Genomic DNA, 20,542 nt, shown 5'->3' on the forward strand with positions numbered 1-20,542 from the left:
GTGACCCTACTGCGTGGCGACGAGACCCACTCCGAGGCGGGAGACATCGTCGGTCTGGTCAATGTGGTCTGCAGGGACAATCGACGAGATGATCGCAGTCCAGCATCCGGGGCAGCAGAGCTGGCGGAAGACGATCTGATCGTCCACGTAGTTCCCAGGGTCGGAGGTGACCTGGGGCCCGGCGTCGGTCGATGGCCCGTCGTAGACAGCGAGCCCGAGCGACACGTCCCGGGTAACGTCGGCCAGACCGTGACCGCAGTGTGCGCAGCCGACCGTGTCGCCGGCGATGACGAGGTTGTCGTCGATGCGACGCGCTCGGCTCATGTCGAGCGTCCCGCGGTCCCGGGGATCTGTTCTCGACCGCTGCCGTCGCTCGTCACGCAGCTCTGCACGCCGTGTCGTGGTCGCCGCTTGGTCGACCTCGCCATCGGCGAGAACGACACCGTAGACGGTGGTGGCAGCGGCGGGGCTGACCTTGTCCTCGACGACGTCGTGGAGGACGGCGTGCGGGTCACGCAGCAGAGGATCGCCGTATCCGCCGCCGCCCTGCCAGTTCATATAGAGGACCTCGCCGGGCGCGAGGTATGACTGGGCATAGCAGTTCCCGATCTCCACCTCGCCGCCGAACTCCTCCAGGGACTGAGGGATGCGGCCGTCGGCGAGGACCTGCCCGACGTCCGCCTGGCGGACGACAGCGTCCAGCCCGGTGTTGCCCGGATAGCCGCCCGCGAGGCCGTTGTTCTGCGAGACAGCCTTGCCTGCCGAGGCGAGTACGAGACCGGCCGGCTGCGAGGACCCGTGCAGGGTGACGGCCAACGAGGCACTCACTCCCCCGCGCTGCCGGCCGGGGCCGCCGGAGTCGGGTTCCTCGCGACGCCACAGGGTGAGCAGTGGGTAGAGGAACTCGGTCATCTCGACGTCGGGGATGCGGCCCATCGGAATGCAGAACAGTCCGCCGGTGTCCATGCCGTCCGTCTCGGGGCGGGCGCCGAAGCCGCCAGCCATCGGCTCCATCATCACGTTGAGGAAGGGCGTTGGTACGTCACCGCGCTCGTCGAGACCCGCGACGACTGCAGTGTCCCAGGTGCCACAGCAGGCCGCCTGGACGCTCTTGCCGAGGTCGGTGGAGCGGTCGAGCATCTGGGACAGGCACTGGGCGACCAGGGTGCCGGTCAACCACGCTGGTCCGATCGGGCCACGGCTGACGGCGGCGGGATAGGTGGCGTTGTTGATCGTGCCTTCCTCCGACACCAGGTCGAAGCAGCGCATCAGGCCGCCTGCAGACCAAGGGATGTCGTTGGCGAGGATCGGAAGGAGGGCGAGCATCACTCCGCCACGCATCCCGGCGTAGGTGCAGTTGATCATGCCGGCCTGCGGGTCGGTCCCGGTGAAGTCGAAGGTCAGGTGGTCGTCCTGCTTCGTCATGGCCACGGTGATCTTGTGCACCCCGCGGTCACCCTCGTGGGACTGGTCCTGGTAGCCAGTGGCCTCCCAGGTGCCGTCGGGCAGGTCGCTGAGCTTGGTGCGCATCCGGCCCTCGGCGTCAGCCATCATCCGCTTCATGACGGCCTTGACGGTGTCCGCGCCGTACTGGGCGATGACCTCCTCGAGCCGCTTGCGACCGACCGTGTTCGAGCCGACCTTGGCGCGCAGGTCGAGGTTGACGAGCATGGGCACACGCGATCGGCGGATCCACACGTCGACGACGTCGTCCTGCAGGTCGAAGTCCTTGACCACCTTGATCGGTGGTGTCGGCAGGGCCTCGGAGAATACGTCCTGCGCCGCAGGGCTAAAGGAGCCGAGCCCGACACCACCGAGGTCGGGTTCGTGGCAGATGGCGCTGGTCCAGGCGAAGAGCTTTCCGTCGTGGAAGACCGGCTGGAAGACGATGACGTCGTTCTGGTGCAGTCCGCCGCCGACCCACGGGTCGTTGCAGAGGAACATGTCGCCCTCGCGGATGCCCGGGTTGTGCGACCGGTTGCGCAGTGTCCAGTAGATCGCCAGGTCGACGGCACCGGCGAGCATCGTGTTGTAGAGCCCGACTTGAACCTCTTGGCCGAGCTCGTCGCAGATGGCGAAGTCGAAGTCGTTGGCATCGGTGACGATCGGCGACCCGGACATGCGCTTGAGCGCTTCGCCCATCTCCTCGGTCACCGACCAGAGCCGGTGCCGGACGACCTCGTACGTCAGGGGGTCCAGGTCATTGATCTGATCCTGGCTGACGGTATGGACCTTCAAGGAGTCCGGCAAGCCGGCCGCGATCTCGTCAAGGTCCGTGGGACGGCTGGAGAAATGCTCCGAGCCGGGAATCTGCATCGTCATGTCAGTTCCTCTTAGTTCCTGGTGGTGATGGTCAGGTTGCCGAGGTGGTCCACCGTGCCGGTCATCTCCGGCGGTACGACGACAGTGGTCGTGGGGACCTCGATGATCGCCGGGCCGACGATCCGGTGGCCCGCACGCAGCTCGCGGTAGTCGTAGACCGGGGTGTCGACGTATCCCACGCGCGGGTCGAGGCAGACCTTGCGGGTCGCGTGGAGCGCGGCGGACGGGTCGGGTTCGGCGGCCGAGTCCACCTTCGGCAGGGCAGGTGAGAACGGCAGTACGCCGGTGCCGCGGACGCGGAAGGTGATCGCTTGGACGCCCGCAGCGCTGAAGCCGGTGCCTTCGCCGAAGAGCTCGGCGTAGCGCTGCTCGAAGTCGGCCATCACCTGGGTCATCGCCGCCGCGTCCAGCGCGCCGGCCGGGACCTCGACGGCCACCTCAGCTAGTTGCGCGGTGTAGCGCAGGTCGAGGGAACGGACGAGCTCGATCCGCTCGAAGTCGAGGCCCTGCCGTTCGAGCGCGGCCTTGACCTGCTCCTCCAACGAAGCAAAGTTCTCCATCACGCGGGCGGGGTCGAGCGGCATCTGGCCCGGGTCCGACAGTTCGGAGGCGAGCACGATGTCGGAGGAGGCGAGGCCGTAGGCCGAGAAGGCGGAGGCCACCGGGCCGAGCGGCACGATGCACTCCTTGACCCCGACCTCGGCGGAGTAGAAACCGCAGTAGGCGGGGCCGGCCCCACCGAAGGCGTAGAGAACGAAGTCGCGGGGGTCGTGGCCGGTCTCGACCACGGTCTTGCGGAGGAGGTCGCCGGTCTGTGCGTTCTGGATCGCGTAGATCGCGGCAGCGGCGTCCTCGACGCTGAGACCGAGGGGCTCGGCGATCTTCACGCGGATGGCTTCACGCGCCGCCTCGACGTTGAGCGCTTTTCGTCCGCCCAGCAGGCCGGTCTCCGGGAGGATCCCTAGCACGAGGTTGGCGTCGGTGTTGGTCGGCTCGGTGCCACCGGCGTCGTAGCAGGCGGGTCCGGGCACCGACTGCGCGCTGCGCGGACCGACCTGCAGGTTGCCGCCCTTGTCGAGCCAGGCGATGGCGCCTCCACCGGACCCGATGGCGTGGACCTCGAGGGTCGGCACGTTGATCGGGTGGTGATTGATGATGGTGCTGCTGGTCCGCACCGGTTCACCATCGACGACCATGCCGACGAGGAAGGTGGTGCCGCCGACGTCGGTGGAGATGATGTTGCGGTGTCCCAGCTGCTCGCCGAGCGAGACAGCACCGACGACGCCACCGGTGAGCACCGACCCCACCGTGCTGATGGCGGTGGCAGGCGCCTCGGCGGCGGCGATGGCGCCACCGTTGCTCTGCATGACGAGGAGCGGGCCGACGAGGCCGTGCTCACGAAGCTGGCCCTCGAGGGAACCAAGGTAGTCGCGCAGGCCGGGGCCGATCTGGGCGCTCATCACCGTGGTGGAGCTGCGGGCGAACTCCCGGATCCGCGGGCTCACCTCAGAGGAGAGGGAGACGAACATGTCCGGGTCGATCTCGTGGACGATCTCGCGGATCCGTTGCTCGTGGGCCGGGTTCTTGAAGGACCACAGCAGGGAGACGGCGATCGCCTTGACGTCGGCGTCGAGGAGCTTGCGGACCGCCGTACGCACGGACTCCTCGTCCAGCGGGACGATGACCGTGCCGTCACGGTCGATGCGCTCGATGACCTCCAGTGCGCGCCGCTTGGGCAGAAGGCCATGGTCCTTGCTCTGCCCCAGCACGTTCTGGAGCTGGTCGGGTGATCCGCCGAGGTAACGGCCCTCGACGTTCATGATGAAGATCGAGTCTCGGTGCCCGGCTGTCGTCAGGAACCCGACGGGCGGCACATTGCCCATGACCAGCGCGTTCAGCGACGACGTCGTGCCGTGCGCGATGTGGTGGGTGTCGGCCAGCATCTTCTCCACCGGCATGCCGAGCTGTTCGGCCAGCACTCCCAGCACGTCCATCACGCCTTGGGAGTAGTCCGGGGGTGTCGACGGCGCCTTCGCCGCGACGATGTTCCCTGCGTCGTCGTCGAGTACGGCGTCCGTGAAGGTTCCGCCGACGTCGACACCGATGACGTAAGCCATGAGCATCCTCGTTTCGTTGTGTCCGTAGTCACAGACGCTAGAACGATTCGACAGTAACGTCAATAGGTTGACGCATGTGTAAATCGAAAGATACTCCACCTCCCGTTCTGGTCGGTCGCGAAGCGCGTCAGGCCCCCGCGAGATCGCGGGGACCTGACAGAGAGGGGTGAGTCGTGGGCGCTCAGCCGAGCAGATCCTCGAGGTGGTCGAGGTCGCGGCGGATCAGCCGCAGGACATCACGCGGCTCCGCGCGAGTGGTAGCGCTGCCGTCAGGGTTGACCAGTGATGCCACGGCCATCTCGGCCAGCTGCTCGCAGATCTGGTCGAGGTCGTTGCGCTCGTCGGGGTGATACCACCAGGCGACCCAGTTGTTCATGCCCAGCAGGCCGAGGGCGGCCACGCGCGGATCAACGGGCCGGAACACGCCCTGCGCGACCCCGTCCTCAATAACCCCGGCCATGGCCTTGAGCACGGCACGGCGACCGGCCGTGTGCGTAGCAGCGATGCCCTCAGGAAGGTCGGCCTCGGACCGGATCAGGAGCTGGAACCGTGCCGCACTCTCCGCCTGGCGGCGCACGCTCATGGCGACGATCTCGTGCACCTTGCGGGTGGCATCGACGTCGTCGCGACCAGCAATCGCCTGGATGCCGGCAGCGGAGTCCTGAGTGATCTCAGCGACCAGCTTCGCCAGGAGCTCGTCCTTGCTGCTCACGTAATGGTAGAGCGCCGGCCGAGTCAGCCCGACGGCGTCGGCGATGTCTTGGAAGCTGGTCCCCGCGAAGCCACGTTCAGCGAACAGGCGGGTTGCGTGATCGTAGATCTCCTGCTCGACCAGGCCGCGGCGAACTCCGGAGCGGGCCGGTTCGGCGTCCTTACCGGCCTTGGTCTTCGTGTGGGGCTTGCTGGCACTCATGACGTTGATGTTATCAATTTTACGGTCATGTCAAGCGGCACGGCGCGTCATCGCAGCTCGAAGAATCCGGCTGCGCCCATGCCGCCGCCGACGCACATGCTGACGACGACGTACCGCGCTCCGCGGCGTCGCCCTTCCAGAACCGCGTGGCCGACCATGCGGGCCCCGCTCATCCCGTATGGGTGACCGATGGCGATGGCCCCGCCGTTGACGTTGTATCGGTCGGGGTCGATCCCCAGCCGGTCTCGGCAGTACACCGCTTGAGAGGCGAACGCCTCGTTGAGCTCCCACAGGTCGATGTCGTCGACGCCCAGGCCGTGTTGGCGCAATAGTCGGGGGATCGCGAAGATCGGGCCGATTCCCATCTCGCCCGGCTCGCACCCTGCCACCGCCATCCCGCGGTAGACGCCCAGCGGATCAAGGCCGCGCCGAGACGCCTCGCCGGCCTCCATGAGGACGACAGCAGCAGCGCCGTCCGACAGTTGCGACGCGTTCCCTGCGGTAACCGACGCCGGGTGCGCCGGACGGTCTGGGAGTACGGCCGACAACCCCCGGAGACCCTCGATCGTCGTCGAGGGGCGATTGCCCTCGTCCGCGTCGAGGTGGAACGGAGCAATCTCCTCCTCGAACAGACCTGCCGCTTGCGCCGTAGCAGTACGCCGCTGGGACTCGAGGGCGTACTGGTCTTGCGTCTCCCGCGTGACGCCGTAGCGCTCCGCGACCGTCTCTGCCGTCTCCAGCATGCTCACGTAGATGGCGTGCCCTCGTTCCGCGAGCCAGGCGTCCTGTGCGCGGTAGATGTTGCGGTGATCGTTCTGCACCAAGGAGATCGACTCGACTCCACCTCCGACCGTCACCTTCATGCCGTCCACCACGATCTGCTTGGCTGCGGTCGCGATCGCCATCAGGCCCGACGCGCATTGCCGGTCAAGGCTCATGCCCGGGACGCTGGTCGGTAGCCCTGCCCGCAGGGCCGCCTGTCGTGCGACGTTATAGCTGGACGTTCCTTCCTGCATGGCGCAACCCAGAACGACATCCTCCACCTCACCGCCCTCGACCGACGTGCGACCGAGGGCTTCCGTGATGGCATGCGCCGCCATCTCGGGCGCAGAGACCCCGCTCAACGCGCCCCGGTATGCCTTTCCGATCGGCGTCCGCGCAGTGCTGACGACTACAGCCTCACGCACGGGTACCAGCCCCAGTCGTCAGGCCGGTGCGCTTAGCGGCAGGGATGGCGAGAATGACCACGCAGCCGACGAGCGCGGGTACGGCGTACGCGTAGAACTGGCCGGAGGCCGGTAGACCGGTAGCCAGCAGATAGCCGCCATAGATGGGTCCCAGGACCCCGCCCAGGCGGCCGACCCCCAGGGACAGGCCGAGCGCCGTCGCCCGACTGTCGGTCGGGTAGGAGCTTCCGACATAGGTGTTGATCAGGATCTGGGTTCCGGTGGTACCCACTCCCGCCACTGCGACAAGGAGATAGACGACAGCGGTCGGCGGATGCAGGGCGAGCAGCGATAGTGACCCCGCGGCGGCCAAGAACGCCGCGGCGACAACCGGCTTCGAGCCGAATCGATCAGCCAGAGGCGAGGCAGCCAGGGTTCCGAAGACGGCGCCAAGGTTGAGCACCAGAAGGAAGGACAACGCCGAGCCCAGCCCGTAGCCGGCCTTGACCATCAGCGCAGGCAGCCACGCGTTCGCACCGAACAGCACCAGGAGGCACAGGAACGTCGCCACCCAGAAGAGCAGCGTGGTCACCAGCAGATCCTTGCCGAAGATGGTTCGCACCTGCGCCCGGCGTCCGGTCGTATCCCCCGCGCCTACCGTGGCGACCGAACCGTCGACGCTCTCGAGGTCGACCTCTAGGCCGTGGCGCTCGATCACTTCGCGAGCCTCGTCCGCGCGGCCCTGTGCTCGAAGGTACTCAACCGATTCGGGAAGGTAGCGGAGCAAGAGAGGTAGCACGACAATCAGAGGCGCCAGCCCGACGGCGAACATCGCCCGGAAACCATAGGCGGGCACGAGGACGATGGCGAGCAGGCCCGCGAACGCGCCGCCGATGCCGACGCCGGTAAAGGCGATGGCCGTGTTGAGGCTTCGTCGGTGTCTCGGCGAATACTCGACGATGAGCGCGACGACGGTTGGCATGAGCCCGCCGGCGCCGAGACCGACGACGAACCGGAAGAACCCGAACTGGCCAGGGCTTCCGGCGACGGCGCACAAGCCCATCGCGACAGAGAACAGGGCCACGCTCAGGACCATGGTCTTGCGTCGCCCGATCCTGTCCGTCAGGGCCCCCGAGCCCAGGGCGCCCATCAGCATGCCGAAGACGGCGAGAGATCCCAGGAAGCCAGCTCGTTCAGGGGTGAGATCCCAGGCCTGGTAGCTCAGCAGGCTCGGAACCACCGTGCCGTACATGATCAGGTCGTAGCCCTCGAGGGCAAGCGCAGCGAAGCTCAGCGCGAGAACGACTCTGGGGGTTCGCCGAACGTCGAGCCCGGCTCCAGTCGCGGTCGTGGATGTCTGCATGTCGAAACTCCTTGGTGTCGTCGCAGACGGTAGATCGAGGTGACACATTCGTCAATAGTTTGACGTATGCGTTGAGGGCGCCTGAGGGAGCGCGCAGCATTGACACTTACGTTGACTTTTTGTCACATGCGTTGAATGATGATTGGAGACGAAAGGACCCCCATGAACCACGTACGAATCGGCTTGGTCGTCCCGAGCTCCAACGTGACGGTCGAGACGGAGATGCCAGCCATCCTGAACCGCCACCCGCAGGCGAGCTTCTCGTTCCACGCCAGCCGCATGCGGATGGCCAAGGTCTCCCCCGAGCAGCTCGCCGCGATGAACGCGCAGCGCGAGCGCTGCATCCTCGAGCTCGGTGACGCTTCGCCCGACGTCATCCTCTATGCATGCCTGGTCGCCCTGATGTCTGTAGGGCCGGGCGAGCACCAGCGAGTCGAGGGTCTCGTAGCCGAGCAGCTCGCGACCGGCGGTGCCGATGCGCGCGTCCGCTCGAGCGCAGGGGCCCTGGTCGAAGGACTCCAAGCGCTATCGGCGCGACGCATCGCGCTGGTCACCCCCTACATGAAGCCGCTCGCGCAGAAGGTCGTGACCTACCTCGAGGCCGAAGGCTTCGAGGTAGCCGACTGGCGTGCGCTCGAGGTCGAGGACAACCGCGAGGTCGGCTGCATCCCCGGCGACCGGGTCATGGAGGCAGCCCGAAGCCTCGACCTTGCCGACGTTGACGCGCTCGTCATCTCGGCATGCGTCCAGATGCCGTCGCTCCCGCTCGTCGAGGCGGCCGAGCAAGAGCTGGGCGTGCCGGTGCTGTCAGCCGCGACGGCCGGCGCCTACAGCATCCTGCGCGCCGCGGGACTGCCTGTGGACATCCCCGGCGCCGGTTCCTTGCTGCGCGCCGACAGCCTGCAGCCCACCACCTGACCCCCGCCCACGATCAACGCCGAAAGGAATCCGATGAGCTCGCTCTCCGACCAGCACCTGGTCCGTGGCGTCGACCACGCCGCCTTCCCCACCTTCGACCCCGTCGGCACGGTGCGCTTCTACCGGGACACTCTGGGTTTCCCGGTCGTGCATTCGATCTGTGCCGCCGGCTGGGGCCCTGACGACCACCCGGACTTCATCCACTTCTTCTTCGACATCGGCAACGACGATCGGATCGCCTTCTTCTACTACTTCGGTCTGCCTGCGCCTGAGGTATCGAAAGGCGACGTGTACGCCCAGTTCGGAGAGGAGACGCCGGAGTGGTTCGTCCGCTCGCGCCACCTCGCGATCCATGTCGACAGTGAGGACCACCTGCTGGAGTACCGCAAGCGGCTCGATGCGAGCCAGTGGCCCGTCGAGATGCAGATCCAGCATGAGACGATCGAGTCGATCTACACCCATGATCCCAACGGCTACATGGTCGAGATCACTCGTGCACTGCGCCCGGTCACCCCGCAGGAGGACTTGGACGCCAACCTGACCATTGACGCCCTCGTCGACATCGCCCAGCGTCCCGGCGCCGGCATGGACGACCTACTCGTGCGCAAGGCCGAGCTGATCGTCGAACGGGCCCAGGCCTGGCAGGAGCATCAGAAGGCCCTCGTCGAGGACGTACGCTCCGATCAGGTTGTGGGGCCGGAAGGACCGGTGGCGCGATGACGCACCGTCTCTTCATGCTCGATGTTCCCGAGAACACCGCGATCGCCGCCGTGGCCGAGGAGGTGCCCGGCGTGGAGGTCGACAAGCTCGGTCCGTACTTCGTCATCGCGTCCGAGGATCCCGTCGTCATCGATCGCCGGGCAACGGGCGCGCGGCACGCCGTCTGGTACAGCTGCGTCGGCGGCCTCGACGGCTGCCGCATCACCCAGTGGGACAAGGACGCGCTCCGGCTGGAGCAGCGATGACCAGCCCCCGAGCGGATCACGCAGGCACGGCCACGCGGCTCGGCGCCGGCCGCTACGTCGGCACGATCGACGCGCCCGACGGAGTGGTGACCTCGATCCATGAGCTCGTCACGGCTGATGACGCCAAGGTCATCGGGCTGCTGCGGATGCCTGCTGGCGCGCAGACCGTCGTGACGATCATGCACCCGCGGCAGGACGTCACCCACCACTCGCTCGTGCCGTACCTCCTCCGCTCGGGCTACGCGGTGTGGACCCAGGGTTCGCGGTCGCCCAACAACGACCTCACCCTCATCCACGAGCAGGCGATCCTCGACTTCGCAGCAGGGCACTCGTTCCTGCGGTCGCAGGGCCTCGGCGTGGTGTCTCTGGGACACTCAGGCGGCGGCACTCTCGCCGCCTTCTACTGTCAACAGGCCCGTCTCGACCCGGCGCAGCGACTCGCCACGGCGCCCTCGGGACGTCCGGTCGCTCTGTCCAGCGCCGATATGCCGCTGCCGGACGGAGTCGTCTTCCTGGCGCCCCACCCGGGCCAAGGCGCCCTTCTCCGGCGCGTGATCGACCCGTCTGTCGTGGACGAGGCAGACCCTTTGTCGGTCGATCCGAAACTCGACCCCTTCGACGCCCGTAACGGCTACCGGGCGGCCCCGCAGCCGACTCGGTACGCCGCCGAGTTCATCGAGCGTTACCGCGAGGCACAGGAGCAGCGGCTACGCAGGATCGACGCGGTGGCGCGCAGGCACGTCGAGCAGGCCCGCCTCGCGAACGAGGAGTTCCGCGAGAGCGGCGAGCCGGCCGCGCGTCGGCGCGCGCTGGCGCCGCGGCTGATCACCGTGCACCGGACCGATGCGGATCTGCGCAACGTCGACCTCACTCTCGATCCAAACGAGCGGCCATACGGCTCTCTGTTCGGGCGGCGCCCAGACCTGACGAACTACGGTCTCGTCGGCTTCGGTCGACTGAGCACGGCTGAAGCCTGGCTCTCGACGTGGTCGGCCAACACCACCAATGCCGACTTCGTCCGCTGTGCCTCGGGAGTCACCGTCCCCACCCTCCTTCTGGAGTTCACCGGGGATCAGGCGTCCTTCCCTGCGGACATCACGGCGATGAGCGATGCCCTGGCGGCGAGCGACCTGACCGTCGATGCTGTGCAGGGCACCCACTTCGGTGGGGCGATCCGTTCCGGCGCGCCGACCGGCACATCCCTGGCGGCGACGCGCATCGAGGACTGGCTCCGCCAGCGGTTCTGAACGCCGAACGCAGCCGCCGGGCCAGGGGAGTTCCCGTGGCCCGGCGGTTTCGATCTGTCTGCCGCTTGTCTTGTCTAAGGGTCAATCCAGACGACATGGGGCCCGATCTCCTTCGCAGAGATCGGGCCCATGCAGATGGGCGGCGCATCAAGTCGTTGTGCGGACCACCAGGTCGATGCGGCCACTGGCCAGCCCGGCGATGGCATGCTCGGTCCAGCGCTCATCGGCGCGCACCGCAACGACCGCGCCAGTCTCCCGGCGCAGTCGTTCGCCCAGGTCGAACATCGTGAGCGTCGATCCGAGGTCGCCCTCGGCGCGAAGGAGCACGCTGCTCGCGGAGTGGTCGATACCGGTGGCCAGGTGCTTCACCAGGGCGTCCCCTTCCGGGCCCCAGGGGTCGCGTACGTCGACGACGAGCTCGTGATGGTCGCCCAACTCCTCGAGGGAGACGGACCGCGATGACCAGGTCCGGCCGTCTCGAACCAAGGGCCGTGACAGGATCCACGGGGTGCGGTCGTCGTCGGGCACGTCGGAGACCTCGCACCCGGCGTATTGGCTCAGCCCGCGACGTACGACCTCGCCGGCGAGGGTGGCGAAGCGGTCGACGCTCACCTTCCCGGCACGCGTCATATAGGCGATGAGCAGTTGGTCGACAGGGAGATCGAGCCGGTCGGGGAACGTGTCCCACCAGCGCATGCTGCGCCGAGCGGTCTCCTGGAGATGCTCAACCGCGGGTCGGCGCTCGGTCTCGTAGCGGGCGAGCGCCGACGGCAGGTCCGGCGCGGCCGCTAGGGCGGCGTCGAGTGCGATGCCGTCCTCCATCGCGAGCTTCGTCCCGGAGCCGATCGAGTAGTGCGCCGTATGGGCCGCGTCTCCCAGCAGTACGACGTTGTGGTGGCGCCACCGCGCACAATGGACCGTGCGGAACTGAAGCCAGCGGGTGCGGTTGCCGATGAGGCGGTGACCCTGCAGCTCGTCCTGGAACGCGGCGCTGAGGTAGGCCAGCGACTCCTCGTCGGTCTGGTCGAATGGCGTGCGAGCCGTCGTCAGGTCGAAGCCGGCTCGGCGCCAGGTCTCCTCGTCTGTCTCGACGAGGAACGTGCTGCGGTCCGGGGCATAGGGATATCCATGTGCAACGAAGGTTCCGTGCTCGGTCTCGACTGGCACGAAGACGGCGCTCGAGAGAGCGAAGTCAGTGCCGCACCACAGGTAGAGGGACTCATGGATGTCGATCGTTGCCCCAAAGGCGTCGCCAGCCCCCTCCCGGGTCGCGCTGCTGACGCCGTCCGCCGCGATCACCAACTCTGCGTCGAGATCGGCCGCCGAGACGCGCTTGCCGTAGTGCAACCCGACGCCGGCCTCCTCCGCGTAGTGACGGAGGACGTCCAGCAGCGTGGAGCGGCCGATGGCGATGAGATTGTCGACGGGTAGCAGCGAGCGCTGACCGCGGACCTCCATCGCCATCTCGTGCTGGAACGATCGCTCGACGATCGCGGCGAGACTCTCCGCGTCAGCGGCCTCTAGGTTGCGCTGAGTCCGGGTCGCGAGCCCGACGCCGAAGCCGAAAGTCTGTTGCGGCGGGCTCTGCTCGTACAGGTCCACGGCGCAGTGGGGGTAGCGCAGCTTGAGGAGGCGAGCGACGTACAGACCGCCTGGACCTCCGCCCAGGACGGCGACGGAACGCAGTTCCACGGTGATGCCTTTCGGCCGACGACAGGTGTCTTTCACAGTAGTCTTGTTCGACATGCACGTCAATAAGTTGACGCATACGTCGAACTCGGCATACGGTGCAGACTGATGTCGGCGGCTACCGGGCCGTCGCGGCGAGATGCCGAGGGGCAGAGGATGGGCAGCATCGACTGGTCGGGACGAGTCGTCCCGTTCCCGCAGGAGCTCGTGTCGACGTATCGCGCCGGAGGTCTCTGGGGGACGCTCCCCATCGCGGCCGAGTTTCGCGCGGTCGCCGAGAAGTACGCCGCGCGGGACGCGGTCATCACCTCAGAGGGTCGGCTCTCCTATGCCGAGCTCGACGAGCGGGCCGACCGCGTGGCCGCTGGACTTGTCGGGCTTGGCCTCGAACCCGGGGATCGTGTCCTGTTCCAGGTCACCAACCGACTCCTGGCTGTCGTCGCCTGGTACGCCACCCTCAAGGCCGGCCTCATCCCGGTCTGCACGCTGGCCGTACACCGTGCGCACGAGATCGGAACCATCGCGGAGCGCACTGGGGCCGTCGCCCACCTGGTCGAGTCGGGAACCCGCGGCTTCGACCTCGTCGCCTTTGCCGAGGAGCAGCAGGCCGAACATCCCCAGCTACGTCATCTCCTCACGATCGCGGCAGGCGCCGACAGGGCAGGAACTCGGATCGAGGATCTAGGTCAGCACCTGGATGCCGCCACCGCCCGCAAGATCGTCGACTTCATTCAGGCCCGTGTCGATCCCGACGAAGTCGCGGTGTTCCAACTGTCTGGAGGAACGACCGGCGTCCCGAAGGTCATCCCGCGCCTGCACGCCGAGTACTGGTACAACGCGCGCGCCTACGCCGCTGCGTGGGATTGGGACGAGAGCACCCGCAACGGTCACCTGATCCCGCTGATCCACAACGCCGGGATCGTCTGCGGCCTGCACGGCCCCCACAGCGTCGGGGGCGCGCTCATCCTCGCCACCCCCGACCTCTCCGAGGCTCTTCCACTCCTCGCGGCTTCCCAGGTCACCGACGTACTCCTCGGACACGGCCACTACAACGCCATCCGCTCCCCCGAGTTCGACAAGCTCGCACCGACCCTTCGGAGGGTGGTGCTCTCAGGCGCAAAGGTGCCCCTTCCGATCTTCGAACGTCTCGAGGGACTCGGCATCTGGAGCGGTCAGCTGTTCGGGATGGGCGAGGGGTTCTTCGCGGTCACCCCGCTCGACGCACCCCGCGAGGCGCGCCTCACGACGGTCGGTTCCGGACTCTCTCCCGCGGATTCATTCGTGGTCCTGGCCCCCGGATCCGAGGATGAGATTGCCGATGGAGGGGTGGGAGAGCTCTGCTGCTCGGGGCCTTACACACTGCGGGGATACTTCGATGCCGCCGAGCACAATCTCGGCGCGTTCACCTCGACCGGGCTCTATCGGACCGGAGACCTGGTCGCGGTGCAGACCTACGGGACCGAACGATTCCTCTCGGTGGAGGGACGACTCAAGGACGTCATCAATCGCGGCGGCGAGAAGATCAATGCCGAGGAGGTCGAGGTCCTGCTGCTGCGTCACCCCGACATCATCGGCGCTGCCGTCGTAGCCATGCCCGACGAGAGGCTCGGGGAGCGGTCGTGTGCCTATCTCGTCGGGCGCGGAGAGCCGCTCTCCATGTCCGACATCCAACATCACCTCGACAGCCTCGGGGTCGCCAAATTCAAGTGGCCTGAGCGACTCGAGTGGATCGAGGAGATGCCGAAGACCGCGGTCGGCAAGATCGACAAGAAGCGCCTGCACGCACAGATCGTGGCCCGGATCGACGACGAGCGGCGCTCGCTCGCATGAGCACCCCAGCAGCACTGGTGACAGGTGGCTCAGCCGGCATCGGGATGGCGATCGCTGCCATGCTCGTCGACCAGGGCTGGTCAGTGACCCTCGTAGGCCGCGCCCGCGACAAGCTGCTGAGCGCCGCCGCCAAGCTCGGCTCCGACCATGTCCACGTCGTTGCCGCCAATTTGGCGACCGACGTTGCCAAGGATGTGGTCGCCGAACACGTACGCCGTCACGATCGGCTGGACCTCCTCGTCAACAACGCCGGCGCCGGCCTCATCGGCCCGATCCAGCAGAAGACCTCCAAGGAGCTCGACCTGGAACTCACGCTGAACCTCCGCAGCGCCGTGAGACTCATCCAGGAAGCCCTACCTCAACTGAGGGACGCCGCCAGGAGCAACGGCGCGAGCTGGATCATCAACGTCAGCTCGATGACGGCGACCGAGACGCCCCCGTACGCGTCGGTGTACTCCGCCACTAAGGCCGCCCTGGTTGCTCTATCCCGCTCGCTCCACGCGGAGCTCAGCGCCGACGGCATCCATGTCACCGCGCTGGCACCCGGACTCGTCGACACCCCCGGCACCAGCTGGGCCCCGAAGGAAACGCACGATCGCATGATCCCAGCCGAAGACGTTGCAGCGGCTGTTCGCTTCCTGCTGGGCCAGTCGCCTCGCTGCTTCGTGCCAGTCCTGCCACTCGTGACGGCGGGTGCCGGCATGCACGAGCTGGTGGACTGGCGCGCGTTGGGTTGATTCGCTCTCGCCAGACGGCAACTGCAGATCCAAGTAACGTTCAGGACGCCCAACGGTGTGCACCTCATCCACATGGATGGCACCAGGGCCGAACCCGGCGCACGCGACTGACACGAAGGCGTCCGGACCGACCTCCACCGCTCACGACTCAGACCGTAATCCGTGCCATACGTTTCTGACCGCGAGAGACCTCAATCCTGGTCACACAAGCCACTGAGACCGTCGGGACACGAATTCGGGACAGGAATCGCGTCGGAGAGCCGGGTCCCAACCACCTCGAGTTAATACGAAACGGCACCTCGCGGAGCGCGAACCCGAGGCGACCGCAGGTCTGCGGCGACATGTACATCACGGGCACCAGTGGCAGGCGGCGTAGCCGACCGAGAGAAGCACAGGAACCTCCCGCCGCTGCGCCTCCGCGGGCGCGAGTCGGTTAGCCACTCCCCCGCCCTTGCACGCTCGTGAGCGGGCCGATGAGTTGAGACAACCTGGTTAACCGCTTGACCAGTGACCCGTGTCACATCTATGGTTCCTGCGTAACCGGTTAACCAACGAATGAGGTGTCATGAGCCAGCAGGGCTTCTACCGACCGCAGGGTGCATGGGTAGGCGATGTCATCCCGTGGCAGGAGGACGGAACCTTCCACCTCTTCTACCTGCGCGAGACTCGTCGGACTCCGGCCGAGGGAATGCCGTGGCACCGGGTGGTGACGGACGACCTCGCTGGCTTCCAGGAGCTCGGCGAGGCCATCGGATCGGGTGGGACCTCGGCTGACGACTTCAACGTCTACACCGGCAGCATCGTGCTGGAGGCCGATGGCACTCATCACGCCTTCTACACCGGCCAGAACCCGGCCAAGACGGGCAAGGACGGCCGCCCGCTGCAGCTGGTCATGCATGCAACGAGCAACGACGGCATGCACACCTGGCAGCGGCGTCCCGACGACACCTTCGGCGCCACCGACGGCTACGAGACCGGCGACTGGCGCGACCCCTTCGTCTTCTGGGACGAGGAGGCGCAGCTGTGGCGGATGCTGATCACCGCACGCCGTGCGGAGGGACCGACCCGGCGGCGTGGCGTGATCGCGCAGTGCGTCTCGAGCGATCTGGTTCGCTGGGAGCCCGCGGAGCCGTTCTGGGACCCCCAGCGGTACGTCGCGATGGAATGTCCCGAGGTCTTCCAGTGGGGCGAGTGGTGGTATCTCGTCTACTCCGAGTTCAGTGACGCCTTCACCACGCGCTACCGCATGTCACGCAGCCAGCACGGCCCGTGGATCGTGCCGGAGCACGACACGCTCGACGGACGCGCCTTCTACGCCGCCAAGTCGGCCGGCCGCGACGGCCGCCGTTTCTTCTTCGGCTGGATCGCCTCGCGAGAGGGTGCCCGCGACGACGGCGCCTGGCAGTGGGCAGGGACGATGGCGGTGCTCGAGGCCGACCAGCGGCCGGACGGCACCCTCGCGTTCCATCCGACCGACGGATTGCGCGACACGCTGGACACCGAGATCGCCGACGGCGCCGGGATCGCCGCAGGAACGCTCTTGGACGCACCGAGCAGCCGTGCCGAAGTGCTGACCTCGACCGATGCACCGAGTGCGTTCCGGTCGGTCGTCAGGTTCGGCATCTCGGACGGCACGACCGAGTGCGGCGTACTGCTGCGTGCGAGCGCCGACGGTGACGAGGCCTACGTTCTTCGTCTCGAACCGAAGCGCGGGCGCCTCGTCTTCGACCGCTGGCCCCGCCGGAGCACCGGCACCGAGCAGTGGCAAATCTCGGGCGACGTACCGTTCGCGATCGAGCTGGAGCGTCCCTGCCGCCTCGAGCCCGGAGTGCACGAGCTCGAGGTCATCGTCGACGGTGACATCTGCGTGGCCACCGTCGACAACGCGACCGTACTGAGCACGCGGATCTACGACCGCCCGACGGGCCGTCTGGGCGTCTTCGTCGGCGAGGGCACGGTCACGATCGACGCCTTCTCCGTCTTCACTCGCGCCGAGCCGGGCGACGAACCCGATGCCCAGGACCACGATCTGGTCGCGGCCGCCACCTGATCCCCTCTTCATCCGCCCGACCCATCCGCCCCCTTCCGACCTAGTCAACGGAGACAACGATGCCCATCCGCAACCCCAAGACGGCTCTGTTCGCCGCCCTGACCGCCGCCGCGCTCACACTCACCAGCTGCTCGGGCACAGCTGGTAGCGCCGACCCCACGGAAGTCGATCCCGAGGGCAAGGTCGAGGCTCGCGAGATCTCCTGGCTCCTCTCGCGCCCGGCCGATGGCGGGGTGATCACCGCGATGGAGCAGATCGCCGAGGAGTACGCCAAGGACCACCCGGGGTTCTCGCTCAACCTGATCACGACCCCCGACCGCCCCTCCTACATCCAGAAGTACGAGACGCTCGCCGCAGCGAACAAGCTGCCCGAGCTGTTCGACACCGATGCGACGCCGTTCGCCCAGAAGCTCGCCGACCAGGGCCGCATGCTCGACGTCGAGCTGCTGCTGAAGGACCTCGGTCTCGATGACGACTATCGCGAGGCAGCACTGAACTACCAGCGGTTCGACGACGGCTCCCTCTACATGGTGCCGTTCGAGTTCCAGCTCGAGTTCTTCTGGTACAACTCCGCGCTCCTGGAACGCGCCAAGGTCGAGATCCCCAAGACGCTCGACGACTTCCCTCAGATCTGCAAGGACCTGCGCGCCGCAGGCATCACCCCGATCGCCCTCGACGGGCAGGACCAGTGGCCACTGGAGCGCTACATGTCCTACTACCCGTTCAGGGTGGCCGGACCGGAGTACGTCCAGGACCTCAAGAACGGCAAGGCGAAGTTCGCCGACCCCGCCGGCCGTGCGGCCGCCGAGTGGCTCTACGAGCTCGGTCAGGCCGGGTGTTTCCAGGAAGACTTCTCCTCGACCGGCTATGCCGATGCCCAGGCGCAGTTCACCTCGGGCAAGGCCGCGATCTACAACATCGGGACCTGGGAGCTCGCGAACCTCGCGACGGACGCGCTGGACCCGGGCGTACGCAAGTCTGTCGACTACTTCACGCTGCCGACGGTCGAGGACGCCGTCACCGACGACAACGCGTACGTCACCCCCTCAGGCATCGGCATGGCGGTCAACACGCAGACCTACGACCCGCTGGTCCGCGACTTCCTCGCCTACGCGCTCGAGCGCTACCCGGAGACCTACGCCTCGACCGGTGCCCTCTCTCCCACCACCAACGTGGAGACCTCGGTCCCGGACAACGCGACCGACCTCTACGCCAAGGCAGTGAAGCAGGCCGACGGGGTCGGTGCGGAGAGCGCGATGCCCTGGGACACCCAGCTCGACCCCGCGACGAACACCCGCCTGCAGCAGGAGCTGACGCTGCTCGTCCAGGGAGACATCAAGCCGGATGAGTTCATCGAGACGATGGACGCGACCCTCGCGGAGAACAGCGATGGCTGACCTCGCACGAACATCGATGCTGCCGCGCCGGTCGAGGCTGTCGGTCGCCGTCTTCCTGGTGCCACCCCTTCTGCTGTACGGCGTCGCGGTGCTGCTTCCGATCGTGCAGTCGCTGTTCCTCAGCCTGTTCAGCTGGGACGGCATCACGGAGATGGAGTTCGTCGGCCTCGACAACTACGTCAAGATGTTCGCCCGCGACGACGTCTTCTGGAGGGCGTTCGGCAACGCGCTCGGGTATCTGGTGATCTGCCTGGTGCTGCAGCTCGGCGGCGCACTCGCAGTCGCGGCGCTCCTGACGGCGCTGCCGCGGGCCCGGGAGCTCGTGAAGACGCTGTATCTGCTCCCGGCGGTCATCTCGACGGTCGCGATCGCGTTCCTCTTCCAGCGGATCTACTCCCTCGACCCGGTCGGCCCGCTCAACCAGCTGCTGGCGTGGGTCGGTCTCGACGGCGCCCAGACCGCCTGGCTCTCGAACGTGAACACGGTACTCACGGCTGTGTCCGTCCCGGAGGGCTGGCGCTTCACCGGTCTCTACATGCTCATCGTCTATGCGGCACTCATCGCCGTGCCTCGTGAGCTCGAGGAGGCGGCTCGACTCGACGGCGCATCCTGGTGGCAGACGTTCTGGAAGATCCGGTTCCCCTACATCCGGCCCGTGTGGATCACGACCACGGTGATGGCAACCACCTTCGCGCTACGCGGTTTCGACATCCCCTACCTGCTGACGAACGGTGGCCCGGGCCAGTCCTCCGAGCTGCTCACCACGTACATGTACAAGACCGCGTTCGTGCACACCGACTACGGCTACGCCAGCGCGATCTCCGTCTTCATCGTCGTGGAGTGTCTGGTCGCCGTCGGCCTCATCTTCCTGCTGCTCCGTCGAAGGGACGACTCGTGACCACGCCTGTGCTCACCCGACCGCCGAAGGCCGCCGTGCCGCACTCGCCGAAGCCCCGAGCGGCAGCGCGACCGCCACGGCTCCGCGCCCAACGCGCGCTGCTCATGATCACGATCGTGCTCATCGTCATCGTGCAGGTCTACCCGCTGCTGTGGCTCTTCGTGACTAGCTTCCGCACCGCCGCTGACTTCGCCGGTGGCAGCCCGTTCGCGCTGCCGTCGGACTACACGCTCGACAACTACACACGAGCCTTCGCGACCGGCAACCTGTGGCTGAACATCCTGAACAGCTTCATCGTCACCGCGGGTGCAAGCGTGCTGATCGTCATCGCGGGGATGATGGCGGCGTACGCGCTGCAGGTGCTCGGGTTCCGGTTCAGCGGCGTCGTACGCTCGCTGTTCCTGCTCGGGATCGTCGTTCCGGTGCAGATCGCGCTCGTGCCCCTGTTCATCGACTACTCCCGGGTCGGGCTCCTCGACACCCACCTGTCGATGATCATCCCGTTGGCCGCGTTCTCGCTCCCGATGGCCGTCTACCTGTTCTCGTCCTTCTACGAGTACATCCCCCGCGAGCTCTACGAGGCCGCGTCGCTCGACGGCGCCGGGCCGTACCGGATCTTCGCGCAGATCACCTTCCCACTCTCGGCGAACACGATCATTACGGTCGTTCTCGTGAACAGCATCTTCATCTGGAACGACTTCATCTTCGCGAACACCTTCGTGCTCTCCGACGGGCTCAAGACCATCCCGCTCGGTCTGCAGAACTACATCGGGGCCATGGGCAACACCGACTGGACGGCGACGTTCGCGGCAGTCTGCGTCACTGTGACGCCGTTGCTCCTGGTCTTCCTCGTCCTCAACAAGGCGATGATCCAGGGGCTGGAGAGCGGGGCGACCAAGGGATGAGCGGCACGGAACCCAACAAGGCTGA

Annotated in this window: 17 protein-coding genes; 10 read left to right on the forward strand and 7 right to left on the reverse strand. The window is 67.0% G+C overall.

What is annotated here, in order from left to right; all coding sequences use genetic code 11:
• Positions 1-6: 6 nt before the first annotated feature.
• The 5 genes from ACIO3S_RS02485 to ACIO3S_RS02505 form a co-directional block, all read right to left on the reverse strand.
• Complete coding sequence (locus ACIO3S_RS02485; protein ID WP_400458994.1) at positions 7-2,322, reverse strand: hydantoinase B/oxoprolinase family protein; 2,316 nt, start codon at positions 2,320-2,322, stop codon at positions 7-9.
• An 11-nt stretch (positions 2,323-2,333) separates the two neighbouring features.
• Positions 2,334-4,439 (reverse strand): hydantoinase/oxoprolinase family protein, encoded by a 2,106-nt coding sequence (locus ACIO3S_RS02490; RefSeq protein ID WP_400458996.1) that lies wholly within the window; start codon positions 4,437-4,439, stop codon positions 2,334-2,336.
• Between the two features lie 181 nt (positions 4,440-4,620).
• Positions 4,621-5,352 (reverse strand): TetR/AcrR family transcriptional regulator, encoded by a 732-nt coding sequence (locus ACIO3S_RS02495; RefSeq protein ID WP_400458999.1) that lies wholly within the window; start codon positions 5,350-5,352, stop codon positions 4,621-4,623.
• Between the two features lie 47 nt (positions 5,353-5,399).
• Positions 5,400-6,539 (reverse strand): acetyl-CoA C-acyltransferase, encoded by a 1,140-nt coding sequence (locus ACIO3S_RS02500; protein ID WP_400459001.1) that lies wholly within the window; start codon positions 6,537-6,539, stop codon positions 5,400-5,402.
• Positions 6,532-7,881 (reverse strand): MFS transporter, encoded by a 1,350-nt coding sequence (locus ACIO3S_RS02505; RefSeq protein WP_400459004.1) that lies wholly within the window; start codon positions 7,879-7,881, stop codon positions 6,532-6,534. The genes ACIO3S_RS02500 and ACIO3S_RS02505 overlap by 8 nt, the downstream gene beginning before the upstream one ends.
• Positions 7,882-8,043: 162 nt before the next feature.
• Here ACIO3S_RS02505 and ACIO3S_RS02510 point away from each other — a divergent pair, with 162 nt between their 5' ends.
• Genes ACIO3S_RS02510 through ACIO3S_RS02525 form a run of 4 tightly spaced genes read left to right on the forward strand, consistent with a single transcriptional unit; the run spans position 8,044 to position 11,011 of the window.
• Positions 8,044-8,799 (forward strand): maleate cis-trans isomerase, encoded by a 756-nt coding sequence (locus ACIO3S_RS02510; protein WP_400459007.1) that lies wholly within the window; start codon positions 8,044-8,046, stop codon positions 8,797-8,799.
• Between the two features lie 33 nt (positions 8,800-8,832).
• The gene (locus ACIO3S_RS02515; protein WP_400459009.1) at positions 8,833-9,519 is read left to right on the forward strand and encodes a VOC family protein; all 687 of its coding nucleotides are present in this window, start codon (positions 8,833-8,835) and stop codon (positions 9,517-9,519) included.
• Positions 9,516-9,764, forward strand: coding sequence for a hypothetical protein (locus ACIO3S_RS02520; protein WP_400459012.1), 249 nt, complete (start codon positions 9,516-9,518; stop codon positions 9,762-9,764). The genes ACIO3S_RS02515 and ACIO3S_RS02520 overlap by 4 nt, the downstream gene beginning before the upstream one ends.
• Positions 9,761-11,011, forward strand: coding sequence for an alpha/beta hydrolase (locus tag ACIO3S_RS02525; RefSeq protein WP_400459014.1), 1,251 nt, complete (start codon positions 9,761-9,763; stop codon positions 11,009-11,011). Before ACIO3S_RS02520 ends, ACIO3S_RS02525 begins: the two co-directional genes overlap by 4 nt.
• A gap of 147 nt (positions 11,012-11,158) precedes the next feature.
• Here ACIO3S_RS02525 and ACIO3S_RS02530 read toward each other — a convergent pair whose 3' ends face one another.
• Entirely contained in the window at positions 11,159-12,703 is a 1,545-nt protein-coding gene (locus ACIO3S_RS02530; protein ID WP_400459017.1) for an FAD-dependent monooxygenase, read from the reverse strand.
• Positions 12,704-12,856: 153 nt separating this feature from the next.
• Here ACIO3S_RS02530 and ACIO3S_RS02535 point away from each other — a divergent pair, with 153 nt between their 5' ends.
• A complete protein-coding gene (locus tag ACIO3S_RS02535; RefSeq protein WP_400459019.1) occupies positions 12,857-14,530 on the forward strand; it encodes a (2,3-dihydroxybenzoyl)adenylate synthase in 1,674 nt (557 codons plus the stop codon).
• Positions 14,527-15,267 carry an SDR family oxidoreductase gene (locus ACIO3S_RS02540; protein WP_400459021.1) on the forward strand — a complete coding sequence of 247 codons (741 nt, stop codon included), beginning with the start codon at positions 14,527-14,529 and terminating at the stop codon, positions 15,265-15,267. The genes ACIO3S_RS02535 and ACIO3S_RS02540 overlap by 4 nt, the downstream gene beginning before the upstream one ends.
• A gap of 348 nt (positions 15,268-15,615) precedes the next feature.
• Here ACIO3S_RS02540 and ACIO3S_RS02545 read toward each other — a convergent pair whose 3' ends face one another.
• Positions 15,616-15,708, reverse strand: coding sequence for a DUF255 domain-containing protein (locus ACIO3S_RS02545; RefSeq protein WP_400459024.1), 93 nt, complete (start codon positions 15,706-15,708; stop codon positions 15,616-15,618).
• Between the two features lie 124 nt (positions 15,709-15,832).
• Here ACIO3S_RS02545 and ACIO3S_RS02550 point away from each other — a divergent pair, with 124 nt between their 5' ends.
• From ACIO3S_RS02550 to ACIO3S_RS02565, 4 genes are read left to right on the forward strand one after another with little or no spacing between them, the layout of a single operon-like run.
• Complete coding sequence (locus tag ACIO3S_RS02550; protein WP_400459026.1) at positions 15,833-17,317, forward strand: GH32 C-terminal domain-containing protein; 1,485 nt, start codon at positions 15,833-15,835, stop codon at positions 17,315-17,317.
• A 59-nt stretch (positions 17,318-17,376) separates the two neighbouring features.
• On the forward strand, positions 17,377-18,714 hold the full coding sequence (locus tag ACIO3S_RS02555) for an ABC transporter substrate-binding protein (RefSeq protein ID WP_400459029.1): 1,338 nt from the start codon (positions 17,377-17,379) through the stop codon (positions 18,712-18,714).
• Positions 18,707-19,612 carry a carbohydrate ABC transporter permease gene (locus ACIO3S_RS02560; RefSeq protein ID WP_400459033.1) on the forward strand — a complete coding sequence of 302 codons (906 nt, stop codon included), beginning with the start codon at positions 18,707-18,709 and terminating at the stop codon, positions 19,610-19,612. The genes ACIO3S_RS02555 and ACIO3S_RS02560 overlap by 8 nt, the downstream gene beginning before the upstream one ends.
• Positions 19,609-20,517 carry a carbohydrate ABC transporter permease gene (locus tag ACIO3S_RS02565; RefSeq protein WP_400459036.1) on the forward strand — a complete coding sequence of 303 codons (909 nt, stop codon included), beginning with the start codon at positions 19,609-19,611 and terminating at the stop codon, positions 20,515-20,517. The genes ACIO3S_RS02560 and ACIO3S_RS02565 overlap by 4 nt, the downstream gene beginning before the upstream one ends.
• The last annotated feature ends 25 nt before the right edge of the window (positions 20,518-20,542 follow it).

It is taken from the genome of Nocardioides sp. NPDC087217 (assembly GCF_044744805.1).
Classification (GTDB): Bacteria; Actinomycetota; Actinomycetes; order Propionibacteriales; family Nocardioidaceae; genus Nocardioides.

Bases quoted from the DNA above. Each gene is read 5' to 3' on its own strand.
- ACIO3S_RS02490 (WP_400458996.1), bottom strand. From the start codon at position 4,439: ATGGCTTACGTCATCGGTGTCGACGTCGGCGGAACCTTCACGGACGCC.
- ACIO3S_RS02495 (WP_400458999.1), bottom strand. From the start codon at position 5,352: ATGAGTGCCAGCAAGCCCCACACGAAGACCAAGGCCGGTAAGGACGCC.
- ACIO3S_RS02555 (WP_400459029.1), top strand. From the start codon at position 17,377: ATGCCCATCCGCAACCCCAAGACGGCTCTGTTCGCCGCCCTGACCGCC.
- ACIO3S_RS02525 (WP_400459014.1), top strand. From the start codon at position 9,761: ATGACCAGCCCCCGAGCGGATCACGCAGGCACGGCCACGCGGCTCGGC.
- ACIO3S_RS02535 (WP_400459019.1), top strand. From the start codon at position 12,857: ATGGGCAGCATCGACTGGTCGGGACGAGTCGTCCCGTTCCCGCAGGAG.
- ACIO3S_RS02515 (WP_400459009.1), top strand. From the start codon at position 8,833: ATGAGCTCGCTCTCCGACCAGCACCTGGTCCGTGGCGTCGACCACGCC.
- ACIO3S_RS02520 (WP_400459012.1), top strand. From the start codon at position 9,516: ATGACGCACCGTCTCTTCATGCTCGATGTTCCCGAGAACACCGCGATC.
- ACIO3S_RS02540 (WP_400459021.1), top strand. From the start codon at position 14,527: ATGAGCACCCCAGCAGCACTGGTGACAGGTGGCTCAGCCGGCATCGGG.
- ACIO3S_RS02510 (WP_400459007.1), top strand. From the start codon at position 8,044: ATGAACCACGTACGAATCGGCTTGGTCGTCCCGAGCTCCAACGTGACG.
- ACIO3S_RS02560 (WP_400459033.1), top strand. From the start codon at position 18,707: ATGGCTGACCTCGCACGAACATCGATGCTGCCGCGCCGGTCGAGGCTG.
- ACIO3S_RS02550 (WP_400459026.1), top strand. From the start codon at position 15,833: ATGAGCCAGCAGGGCTTCTACCGACCGCAGGGTGCATGGGTAGGCGAT.
- ACIO3S_RS02505 (WP_400459004.1), bottom strand. From the start codon at position 7,881: ATGCAGACATCCACGACCGCGACTGGAGCCGGGCTCGACGTTCGGCGA.
- ACIO3S_RS02485 (WP_400458994.1), bottom strand. From the start codon at position 2,322: ATGACGATGCAGATTCCCGGCTCGGAGCATTTCTCCAGCCGTCCCACG.